This is a genomic window from Lentzea indica (genome assembly GCF_012184385.1).
Lineage (GTDB): Bacteria > Actinomycetota > Actinomycetes > Mycobacteriales > Pseudonocardiaceae > Lentzea > Lentzea indica.
Genome location: NZ_VSRL01000286.1, coordinates 1 through 10,666, shown reverse-complemented (window position 1 = coordinate 10,666; position 10,666 = coordinate 1). Strand labels below are relative to the sequence as shown.

The window sequence follows — 10,666 nt, the reverse complement described above, 5'->3', positions numbered from 1 at the left end:
CAGCGTGTACCAGTTCTGGCCGGGCAGGTAGATGCCCTGCTGGTCGCCCTGGTCGAGCTTCGCGGTGGCGGCGAGCCACTCCTCACGGGTCTTGGGCGGCGTGACCCCGGCGGCCTCGAACAGGTCCTTGCGGTAGATCACGACACGGTTGGCCGCGTAGAACGGGACGCCGAACTGCTTGCCGTCCACCGCGCCGGGTTCGGCGAGGCCGGGAATCCAGTCCGCGCCACCGAGTTCGCTCTTCTTGGCGGACAGGTCCGTGACGCCCTTGCTGGCGACGTACTGCGCGACCTGGGTGTTGCCGACCTCGATCACGTCCGGCGGATCGGTGCTGGCCAGCGCACTGGTCACCTTCTGCGTGATGCCGTTCCACTCCTGGATCTGGATCTTGAGGTCCAGGTCGGCGTGATCGCGTTCGAACTCGCTCTCGAACCTGGTCACGAAGTCGTCCGTGGCCGTGTCCTTCATGAGCCACACGGTGATCTCCTGCTTCTCACCTCCTCCCGCGGACGTGCCGCAGGCGGACAACGTGAGCGCCAGGACCAGCAGGGCAGCGGAGCGCGACACGACTCACCTCTCACCGTGATGTGACCAATTGGTCAGGTCCGATGGAATGCCTAGAAAGTGGCATAGACCACTTCCGAGGTCAATACCCAGCTCTGACCCGTGAGAGCGCTCCCGACCGCTACTTACCAGTGGTATGACATACTGGCCGCCGACGAAGCGGAGAGGCATGGGCGAAGCGATCCTCAAACGCGAGCGGGTCCGCGACTACCTGCTCGAACTCATCGAGACCCACCCGGCGGGAGCCCCGATCCCCGCCGAACGCGTGCTGTGCCAGCAACTCTCGGTGTCCCGCCCCACCGTGCGCTCGGCCGTGGAGGAACTGGTCAACACCGGCCTGCTGATCCGCCAGCACGGCCGCGGCACCTTCGTGGCGCGCGCCAAGATCACCCAGGAAATGGTCTCCGGCACGGGTTCCATGTCGCTCCCCCAAGCCTCGGGCACGTGGGAGAGCCGGGTCCTGGAACACGCCCGCATCCCCGCCGGCGCCCGAGTGGGCCGCCGCCTGCACCTCTCCCCCGCCGCCGAGATCCACTACATCGCCCGCCTGCGCCTGGTCGACGGCGAGCCCATGGCGCTGGAGTACCTGCACGTCCCCGCCGCCATCGCGCCCGGTTTGACGTTGCACGACATGGAGTCCGGCGACTTCTACGAACGCCTGCGCGAGCACGGCGTCCACGTGAGCGAGGCCATCCAGTCGATCGAGCCGACCGTGACGAACGAGTCCGAGGCCGCCCTGCTCGGCGTTCCCGAACTCGCGCCGGCGTTGTTGTTCGAGCGGCTCACCACGGACGCGGAGGGGCGCCAGGTCGAGTACGTGCACTCGATCTACCGGGGCGACCGGTACCGGATCGTCTCGCGGCTGACCTTGGGCGCTTCGCCGCGCAACACGGTGGACGTGCAGGCGCGGTTCGGCAACGACCCGTTCTAGATCAGCAACTCATCGTCGTCGTTCAGCAAGATCACGCCGTGCAGCAGGCCTTGCAGGTACGCGATGTTCGGCACGGCGCGTCCGTCCGGCCGCTTCCCGACGCTCGCCAGCAACCCGTAAGCGCTGATCGCCTGCAGATGGCTCAGGTCGTCGAAGACTCGTGGAAACCGAAGTTCCACAGCTTCCGCCGCACGGTGTCGTCAGCGTCGTACAACGTCATCGCCAGGTCGACCTGACGGTCCAACGCCTCCGCCACACAACTGTCGAGGTAGCCGATCAGGTCGTCGTACCACTCCTGCTTGGCGAGAAGCTCGTCGGCGACGCGCCTCATCGTGGTGCCCCACGCCCTCCAGGATCGTCACGAGCCGCGGCGGCAGCCCGAGCCGTTTGCCGATGGACGTGGCCGCGACCGCGTCCGGCGGGCTGATCACCGCGCCGAGCGCGAGCGCGGCCGCGAACCCGATGTCGGGCAGCAGCCACCAGATCAGCAGCCCCGTGCCGAACGCGGAGACGGCGACCAGCAGCACCGACAGCGAACCGATCGTCTTGAGGTTGCGCCGGAAGTCCACGATCGGCACGTTCACCGCCGCCGCGTAGAGGATCGGCGGCAGCACCACCACCAGGATCAGCTCCGGCTCCACGAACACCCGCGGTGCGCCGGGCAGCTGACTGCAGGCCATGCCCACGAGCACCAGCAGCACGGGCGCCGCGACGCCCAGCTTGGGAGCGAGGTACGACACCGCCACGATGATCAGCACCGCCGCCACGGCGAGCAACGCCAGTTCCTGCATGACGTGCAGTTTGTCTGACGTAGACGGATCTTGCCCGTGAAGCAATGAGGGAAATCCCCTGGTGCTGCTCACACCGGTGGCGTGGTCCCCTGCGCTGACCGGAACGTCCGGTGCCAGAAGGGGGAGATCGAGATGAACAGGCAGAGATGGGCGGCGGCCGCACTCGCCGCCGGCTCGCTGCTGGCGCTCCTGCCAGGCCAGGCGTCGGCAGCCCCGAGGCTGTCGGTCGACGACGCCATCCCACCGGTGGCGGACCGCCTCTACGAGCTCGGTGCCAGCCGTGGCTTCACCAGCCAGCGCACCGACTACCAGCACCGTTCGATCACCGTCCGCTGGTCCGGCGACGTCCCGCAGGACGTCCGGAGCTACGCCGACTCCAAGCCCAACGGCGTCACGATCACGATCGTGCCCGGCGCCAAGTACTCCCGCGCCGAGGCCGACGCGGCCCGCACCCGCCTGCAGACCAGCGAGTACGGCCGTCAGCTCGGCATCGTCTCCACGTCGCTGCGCCAGGACGGCAGCGGCATCGACGTCGGCGTGGCGAGCACGTTCTCGGCTTTCGCCGCGGACGAGGCGAAGCAGGTCGCGGGCATCGAGGACGTGCACATCAACTACGGCACCAACGCGCCCGAGGGCTACTCGCGGCCCAACGACGCGGCACCGTGGAAGGGCGGCGCCAGGATCCGGCACGCCGGCCGCGGCTCCTGCACGTCCGGTTTCGCGGTGCTCAGGGGCAGCGTCGGCAAGCTGATCACCGCCCGCCACTGCGATCCGGGCGCGAACGCAGCGGTGACCGACGGCGCCGGCCAGCAGATCGCGCCGGGTGACGCGTCCGTCGCGGGCATCGCCGCCGTCGACTCGCTGATGATCGACCCGTCCGCGTCCCCCGCCACCACGCCGAAGATCTACCGCGGCGCGTGGAGCAGCAACACGACGTCGACGGTCAAGAACTGGGCCTCGAACTGGCCGGGCGACCCGGTCTGCAACTCGAGCTCCAGCACCGGCGAGCACTGCGGTGAGGTCTACGACGACAGCCAGAACATCAGCTTCGGCGGCGTCACCGTCAACGTCATCCAGGTGAAGGCGACGTCGGGGATCATGGGCGGCCAGGGCGACAGCGGCGGTCCGATGTTCAAGAAGCTCTCCAACGGTGTGCAGGCGCGCGGCATCCTGCTCGGCCCGGACACGGACTACGCGCAGACGACGTCGTGCGGCACCACCGCACCGGACGCGCAGGGGATCTACTGCTCCCGGTACATCAACTACGTGCCGATCAGCACGATCCTCAACGCGTGGGGCGTCAGCCTCGAAGTGGGCTGATCTCAGGCAGGACGTGACGGCCTTCGCGATCGGTGCTCAAGCACAGCGAGCAGATCTCTCCCCCGATCGCGCTGGCCGTCATGTCCGGCCGCTCGTAGGACTCGCCGCACTCCACGCAGTCGTACAGCGTCCCGCTCGGGTTCCCGCCGGCGTCCAGCACCGGCTCCGCGATGCCGTCGTCGTTGCGGCGCAAGTAGAACCGGCCTCGGGTGAGCACCGCGATCAACGGCGTCAGCACGATCGGGATGCCGACCGCGACCAGCGGCGAGTAGGGCTGGATCGCCGCGCCGAACAGTCCGAAGTAGACGGAGATGGACAGGATCGACGACGCCAGGAACGACCCGACACCCACCGGGTTGACCGCGTACAGCATGCCCCTGCGGAACTCCGGCTGCTTCGGCGACAGCTTCAGGACGTACTTGTTGATCGCGATGTCCGTCGCGACCGTGACGACCCAGGCCATCGCGCAGTTCGAGTAGAAGCTCAGGACCTTGTTGAGGAAGCTGAACATGTCCGCTTCCATCAGGACCAGCGCGATCGCGAGGTTCACCAGCACGAACACCAGCCGGCCAGGATAGTGCTTCGTGACGCGGGTGAACGAGTTCGTCCACGCCAGCGACCCCGAGTAGGCGTTGGTCACGTTGATCTTCACCTGGCTCAGCACCACCAGCACGAGCGCGAGCGGCACCACCAGCCACGGCGGCATGAACTGCTTGAACACTCCGGTGAACTGCTCGATCGGCTCCACCGCCGCGACCTTGCCGACCGCGTCGAGCACGTAGACCGCCATGAACACGCCGATCGCCTGCTTGATCGCGCCGAAGACCACCCAGCCCGGTCCGGCAAGGACCATCGCGGTCCACCACGCCCGCCGGTTCTGCTCTGTGCGCGGCGGCATGAACCGCAGATAGTCGATCTGCTCGCCGATCTGCCCCATCAGCGACAGGCACACGCCGGCACCGAGCATCACCGCCGCCGTGTTCACACCGCTGTCCCCGTAGGCGAGCCACCGGCTCACCGAGTCCGGGTCCGCGACGACCAGGTACACCAGCGGCGCCACCATCAGCACCAGCCACAGCGGGTTGGTCCAGCTCTGCAGCTTCGCCAGCACCTTCATCCCGTAGATCACCAGCGGGATGATCACCAGCGTGGACGCGAGATACCCCAGCCACAACGGCAGGCCCATCGCGTACCGCAGGCCCTGCGCCATGATCGAGCCTTCGAGCGCGAAGAAGATGAACGTGAAGCTCGCGAAGATCACGCTCGTGATGACGGACCCGTAGTAGCCGAACCCGGACCCGCGCGTGATCAGGTCGAGGTCGATGTTGTACCGCGCCGCGTAGTAGGCCAGCGGAAACCCGGTGACGAAGATGACGATCGCGGCGAACCCGATGGCCAGCAACGCGTTTCCGGTGCCGTGCGTGAGACCGATCCCGGCGCCGATCGAGAAGTCGGCCATGTACGCGATCCCGCCCAGCGCGGACGCTCCGACGACGGCCGGTGTCCAGCGCCGGTACGTCCGGGGAGCGAACCGGAGGGTGTAGTCCTCCAGCGTCTCCTTGGACGCTCCGCGGGCCGGCGCGGGCTCCACAACCTCGTCAACCGTCATGGGTTCTGAAGCTAGGAAGCCCGCGTTTCAGTCGATCACCGCGTGTGTGACGGCCAGGTGACGCTACCGTCTCGGGTCATGGATGATCTGGTGGCGTTCATGAAGGAACGCAGGCGCGCCGACGAAGCAGCCGCGACGGCGTGGGCCGCCCGTGCCGCGACCATCACGGCGTGGGCGCGGAAAGTGGCGACTCTGCTGACCCGTCACGAGATCCCGGCCGAGCAGACGTTGTACGACCGCGTGGGCGACCAGAAGGTGCGGATCGCGGCCGGCTGGCTCGTGCTGACCACCAGGACTCCGAGCGCGGCGCATCCCGGCGTGCTCAAGGACGCGGGAATCCTCCTGACCCCGAGCGCGGAGCTCTGGCAGTACGACAACGAATGGCCGATGTCCGCCCGCCTCACCCCGGCCATCCCCGCCTTCCGCACGGCGGAGGGAGCGGCGTTGATGGCCAGGTGCGAGTGGATCCTCGACAACGTCATCGAGGCGTTCGCGGACACGTTGGACCGCAACGGCATCGACATCGCCGAGCTCGAAGCGCTCTAGCGGGCCAGTTTCCAGATCCGGACGGTGTTGTCGGCCCCACCGGCCGCGATCCGCTCGCCCTCGGGGTCGAACGCCACGGTCTCGATCTGGCCGCCGGCACCGATGACGGTCGCGCGGATCGTCTTGGACGCCACGTCCCACAGCTGGACGAAGTTGCCGAGACCCCAGGCCGCGATCGTCTTGCCGTTCGGGTGGTACAGCGCGTGCGTGATCGTGAGGCCGTCATCGGCCCGGTCGAAGACCGCCTTGCTCTGCGCGGTCGCCACGTCCCAAAGCTGCATGCTGTTCTTGCCGTCGGCGTCGACGACCGCGAGGGTCTTGCCGTCAGGGGAGAACGACGCCGCGCTGCCGGTGGAGTCGTTGATGGTCTTGACGGTCTTGCCGGACGCCGGGTCGGACAGCCGGATCTCCTGGTACTTGGTGCCGCCGTTGACGAGCAGCGAGCCGTCCGGGCTGAACGCGAGCTCGTGGCCGCCGTCGGTGTCGGGCAGGCCGATCTTGACCTTGCGGGTCGCCACGTCCCACACCTTGATGCCGCCGGTGTGGGTCACGCCGACCACGGTCTTGCCGTCCGGGTGGAAGGCCAGGGACTTCATGATGGACCGGCTCTGCTCCAGCCCGCCGATCATCGAGCGGTCGGCGAGGTTCCACAGGTACGTGGTCGCGTCGCCGGTGCGGTTGCCGCCCGCCGCGAGGATCTTGCCGTCGGGGCTGATCGCCACCGCGCACGCCGAGGCGCCGCCCGGCCCGTCCGGGTTCTTGACCGTGCCGACGAGCTTGCCGGTCTCGGTGTCCCACAGGCGGACCACCGCGGCGTCGCGGCCGAGGCCGCCGTCGGCGCTGGCGAGCAGCTTGCCGTCCGGGCTCCACGCGATCGACGTGACCCTGTCCTTGTGGTCGGCCAGCTGGATGTGCTCGGTGATCTCGTCCGGGCGACCGGGTTGTGCCACCGACGAGGTCGTCGACCGCTCGGATCCGCCCTCCTTGTTGGAGAGCTTGTTGTCGTTCGTGGACGGCAGGTCTGCCGCCTCGCCTTTGTCGTTCCTCGAGGTGAGCCACCACGCGGTGCCGCCGCCGATCACCGCGAGCGCGCCGCCACCGGCCAGCAGCAACGTGCGTCTGCTGACCCCGGGTCTGGCCTGAACCGGCAGCACCACCGGCGCACCGGCGAGCAGCGCGAACGCCTGGTCCACCGAGGCGCGTTCGGCGGGGTTCTTGCGCAGCAACCCGGCCAGCAGCGAGGAGAGGTACCCGGCGCGCTGCGGTGGCGGCGGCTCCTGGGTGAGCAGCATCGACAGCGTCGTCATGAAGTCCTGGCCCTGGAACGGGGGCCGGCCCTCGACGGCCGCGTACAGGGTGGCTCCCAGCGACCACATGTCGGTGGCCTGGGTGATCGCCGCGCCGGTGCCCTGCTCCGGCGCCATGTACGCGGGCGTGCCGACGATCGAGCCGTCGGTGGTCAGCGGGACGTCACCGGTCAGCCTCGCGATGCCGAAGTCGGTGATCACGACCCGGTCGCCGGACAGCAACACGTTGGCGGGCTTGAGATCGCGGTGCACGATCCCTGCCTCGTGTGCCGCACGCAACGCGCCGAGCATCGCGTTGGCGACGTAGGCGACCTGGTCGACGGGCAGCGCGCCCCGGGCCTTGATGGCGTCGGACAGCGAGCCGCCCCTGACGAACTCCATCACGATCATCGGGGTGCCGTTGTACTCGACGACGTCGTGCACGGTGACGATGCCGGGGTGGTTGAGCTGACCGGCCAGCTGCGCCTCGCGCATGGCACGCTGGCACAGCAACGCTCGCTGCTGCGCGTCGAGCCCGGCCGGCAGCAGCAGTTCCTTGATGGCCACCTCGCGGCCGATGATCTCGTCACGACCGAGCCAGACCCTGCCCATGCCGCCGGTGCCGATCACCTGAACGAGCCGGTAGCGCTGGGCCACCGGACTTCCCGTCGCATCTGTCACGGCGGGCAGCTTAGATGGGAACACGCTCCCGTTCGCGGGTATCCCTCAACTTCGGGAAGTACCGGAACTGTTGGTAGCAAAGAAACATCGTGCGTGCTCAATCGGTCGACAATGGACCTGTCGCTAGTGGACTCTCGCAACCTCGATCCCGACTTCCCCGAACATCCTGAGCTTGCGCAGCCGGGTGGGCTCGACGGTGAACCCGGCCGCGGCGATTCGCTTCGCCACCGCGTCACCGACGTTGTCCTTCAGATGCTCGCGGCCGTGGTCGTGCAGCACGGCGTCGGCCAGCACCAGCAGGCCGTCCGGCCGCAGCACGCGGCGCACCTCGGCGAGCATCTCGTCCTTCGACGAGGTGTCGAGGTGGTGCAGCATCAGACTGGAGAAGACCCTGTCGAACGAGGCGTCGGGGAAAGCCAGCTCCTGCGCGAACCCCCGGTCCAGCCGCGCCGTCAGGCCCGCCCGCCGCAGCTTGCGCTCCGCTCTGGCCAGCATCTTCAGATCAGGGTCCACGCCGGTGAGCTCGGCGTGCGGGTGCCGCTTTCCGGTCGACCGCAACAGGTTCCCGGTTCCGCAGCCCACGTCGAGCACGCGGTGCCCGTCACGGATCCCGGCCACCACGACCATCTCCTGATGGACGGCGCCCAGCCCGGACACCCGATGAACCATCTCGTAGAGGGGCAGCAGGTAGTGCTTGCCCATGCCGGGCAGGTAGTCACGCTCTTGGGACGATATTTCGGCCATGAACCCATTCTGTCTGGACTTCCAGCACGGTTTCTGTGCCAATCCGTGGTTTGAATGGGACGATCTGACGGTGCGGGCGCAACGAAAACCCCTGAGCGGCGACGGACCGGTGACCTACGCCTGGCAACCGGTGCCCGGCGAGCTGTCCGTGGCGGCCATGCCCCTGGGACACGCCCCCGGCGTCAACGGCGCCTACGAGGCGCACGCGCACGACTTTCCCGGCCTGACCTACTTCTCGGCCGACGGCGGCATCGTGCGCACCGGCAGACAGGTCAGGCATGTCGAGGCGGGCGACCTGTTCGTCATCGCGCCCGGCGACGTGATGGGCCAGGCCCACAGCGACGACCTCGCCGGCGCGCAGGGCTGGGGCGTGTTCTTCGCCGCCGACGCACTCGGCCCGGACACCCCCGGCGCGCACCTGGCGTGGCGCACCCACCCGCTGCTGTTCCCGTTCGTCCACGGCGGGGCGATCGGCGCGTTGCGGCTCAAGGTGCCTCCCGCGGAGCGCAACGAGTGGGTCACCCGGATCATGGCGCTGCACGACGAGCTCCAGCAGCGCCGCGAGGGCTACCGCGAGGCGGTGTCCGCGCACCTCGTGCTGCTGCTCGTCGGGGTGTCACGGCTGGCCGCGGACGTGGTCGGTGATCTGCGCGAGAACGCGGAACCGCTGCTCGCCGAGGTGTTCGACGTGATCGAGCGGCGTTACCCGGAACCGTTGTCACTGCGCGAGGTCGCCGCCGCGGTCAGCATCTCGCCAGGCCATCTGACGTCGACGGTGCGCAGGCGCACCGGCCGCACGGTGCAGGAGTGGATCACCGAGCGCCGGATGGTCCAGGCACGGCGGCTGCTGGCCGTGACGGACCTTCCCGTCGGCGACATCGGGCGGCAGGTGGGATTTCACGACGCCGGATACTTCGCCAGGACGTTCGGCAAGCTGCACGGCATGAGCCCGACGCGTTGGCGGCGGTTCAACCACTTGAACGGCCGCTGAACTCCTGCGAACGGCCTGGCGAGCGGAGGGCGTTTCGCCGGATTCGCCCCTCCCGGTCGTGGCACTGTCGTGCCATGACCGGCGGGAAGCGGATCACCTTGGGCCACCCGGAAAGAGACCTCGCAACGAGGTTTCACGACCTGATGGAAGTGGTCGTGAGGCGGCTGCCGTTCGGTCTCTCCCGCGTCGTCGCGCCCAGCTTCCTCGGCTTCGCGCTGATCAACGGGTTCACGTTCGGCGTCGACCTGCTGCTGCTCACGGCGTTCCGCAGCGGGCTGGGCCTTCCGGTGCCGATCGCCTTCACGATCGCCTACGTGCTGGCGTTCGGGCTGAGCTTCGTGCTCAACCGCGCGCTGAACTTCCGCTCGCACGCACCAGTCGGCCCGCAGGCGGGCCTGTACGCGGTGGCGATCCTGATCAACTACCTGGCGTTCATCCTCGGCGTCGGCAGCGCGCTGACCGCGATCGGCCTGCAGTACCTCCTGTCGCGCATCGTCGCCGGCGCCTGCGAGGCCGCGTTCATGTACAGCGTGATGCGCTGGATCATCTTCCGCGACACCAAGTGACCTACTGCAAGTGACCTACTGGAGGTAGCCCTCGACCTCACCGGCGGAACGGACCGGGACGCCGTCCGCGTCCCCGCCGAGCGAACGTGCCGATCGGCGTCGCCGCAGGAGGTCCCAGCACTGGTCGAGGGCCACCTCCAGGGCCCGCAGCCGGGCGTGCTCCTCGTCCGACGTGATCTCGCCGGCGGCGAGCTGCTGGCGCAGCGCGTGCTCCTCGTCGACCAGTTCGTTGATGCGGCCCAGCACGTTCTCGTCGCTCATCTGTGCCTGTCCCGTCTCGAAGCGGCTGATCTTCCCCGACTCTACTTTCAGTGGAGGGCCACCAGACAGATGCCGTAAGCGACCAACGCGGCACACGCCAGGAAGCTCACAGCAGGCACTACGCGGTGGCCTCGGTCTGCGATGGCGATGCCGGCGGAGAACAGTGTCACGACGCCCGCGCCGAGCACGAGCGAGACTCCCAGGACCTGTCCCAGTCCGGTCCAGTCGATGTGCACGGCACGGCTCCTCACGCGTTGACGTTGTGCGCGCCGACGGCATTGCGGCGCGACAGGACCCACGCACCCGGCCCCGACCAGCGCGCCACCGACCGCCACCGCCAGCACACCGGCGGTCCCCTGCGCCGCGGTCCGGCCGG

Annotated in this window: 13 protein-coding genes; 5 read left to right on the top strand and 8 right to left on the bottom strand. The window is 68.6% G+C overall.

The window, feature by feature from the left end:
* Positions 1-567: extracellular solute-binding protein (locus tag FXN61_RS42005; protein ID WP_223165833.1), on the bottom strand; the 567-nt coding region annotated here is incomplete at its 3' end.
* 166 nt (positions 568-733) lie between these two features.
* Between FXN61_RS42005 and FXN61_RS42000 the strand changes: the two genes are divergently transcribed.
* Positions 734-1,495 carry a GntR family transcriptional regulator gene (locus tag FXN61_RS42000; protein ID WP_167979420.1) on the top strand — a complete coding sequence of 254 codons (762 nt, stop codon included), beginning with the start codon at positions 734-736 and terminating at the stop codon, positions 1,493-1,495.
* On the opposite strand, the gene FXN61_RS41995 is transcribed toward FXN61_RS42000, so the two are convergent.
* Both FXN61_RS41995 and FXN61_RS41990 read right to left on the bottom strand, forming a co-directional pair.
* Positions 1,492-1,674: a hypothetical protein gene (locus FXN61_RS41995; protein WP_167979419.1), complete on the bottom strand. Its 183-nt coding sequence runs from the start codon at positions 1,672-1,674 to the stop codon at positions 1,492-1,494. The two genes, FXN61_RS42000 and FXN61_RS41995, sit on opposite strands and share 4 nt — an antisense overlap.
* A gap of 21 nt (positions 1,675-1,695) precedes the next feature.
* The gene (locus tag FXN61_RS41990; RefSeq protein WP_167979418.1) at positions 1,696-2,286 is read right to left on the bottom strand and encodes a cation:proton antiporter domain-containing protein; all 591 of its coding nucleotides are present in this window, start codon (positions 2,284-2,286) and stop codon (positions 1,696-1,698) included.
* A gap of 132 nt (positions 2,287-2,418) precedes the next feature.
* On the opposite strand from FXN61_RS41990, the gene FXN61_RS41985 reads away from it, so the two are divergent.
* Entirely contained in the window at positions 2,419-3,606 is a 1,188-nt protein-coding gene (locus FXN61_RS41985) for a chymotrypsin family serine protease (protein ID WP_167979417.1), read from the top strand.
* On the opposite strand, the gene FXN61_RS41980 is transcribed toward FXN61_RS41985, so the two are convergent.
* Entirely contained in the window at positions 3,587-5,215 is a 1,629-nt protein-coding gene (locus FXN61_RS41980) for a purine-cytosine permease family protein (protein WP_167979416.1), read from the bottom strand. The genes FXN61_RS41985 and FXN61_RS41980 overlap by 20 nt on opposite strands.
* Positions 5,216-5,293: 78 nt before the next feature.
* On the opposite strand from FXN61_RS41980, the gene FXN61_RS41975 reads away from it, so the two are divergent.
* Positions 5,294-5,761, top strand: a complete 468-nt coding sequence (locus FXN61_RS41975) for a hypothetical protein (RefSeq protein WP_167979415.1) — start codon at positions 5,294-5,296, stop codon at positions 5,759-5,761.
* Here the strand turns inward: FXN61_RS41975 and FXN61_RS41970 are convergent.
* Positions 5,758-7,728 (bottom strand): WD40 repeat domain-containing serine/threonine protein kinase, encoded by a 1,971-nt coding sequence (locus FXN61_RS41970; RefSeq protein ID WP_167979414.1) that lies wholly within the window; start codon positions 7,726-7,728, stop codon positions 5,758-5,760. The two genes, FXN61_RS41975 and FXN61_RS41970, sit on opposite strands and share 4 nt — an antisense overlap.
* 123 nt (positions 7,729-7,851) lie before the next feature.
* Positions 7,852-8,472 (bottom strand): class I SAM-dependent methyltransferase, encoded by a 621-nt coding sequence (locus FXN61_RS41965; protein ID WP_167979413.1) that lies wholly within the window; start codon positions 8,470-8,472, stop codon positions 7,852-7,854.
* Between the two features lie 70 nt (positions 8,473-8,542).
* Between FXN61_RS41965 and FXN61_RS56010 the strand changes: the two genes are divergently transcribed.
* Positions 8,543-9,463, top strand: coding sequence for an AraC family transcriptional regulator (locus FXN61_RS56010; protein ID WP_223165832.1), 921 nt, complete (start codon positions 8,543-8,545; stop codon positions 9,461-9,463).
* Positions 9,464-9,537: 74 nt separating this feature from the next.
* Positions 9,538-10,029 (top strand): GtrA family protein, encoded by a 492-nt coding sequence (locus tag FXN61_RS41955; protein WP_188136069.1) that lies wholly within the window; start codon positions 9,538-9,540, stop codon positions 10,027-10,029.
* 15 nt (positions 10,030-10,044) lie between these two features.
* On the opposite strand, the gene FXN61_RS41950 is transcribed toward FXN61_RS41955, so the two are convergent.
* On the bottom strand, positions 10,045-10,290 hold the full coding sequence (locus FXN61_RS41950) for a DUF2630 family protein (protein WP_167979412.1): 246 nt from the start codon (positions 10,288-10,290) through the stop codon (positions 10,045-10,047).
* 47 nt (positions 10,291-10,337) lie between these two features.
* Positions 10,338-10,541 (bottom strand): hypothetical protein, encoded by a 204-nt coding sequence (locus tag FXN61_RS41945; RefSeq protein WP_188136070.1) that lies wholly within the window; start codon positions 10,539-10,541, stop codon positions 10,338-10,340.
* Between the last annotated feature and the right edge of the window lie 125 nt (positions 10,542-10,666).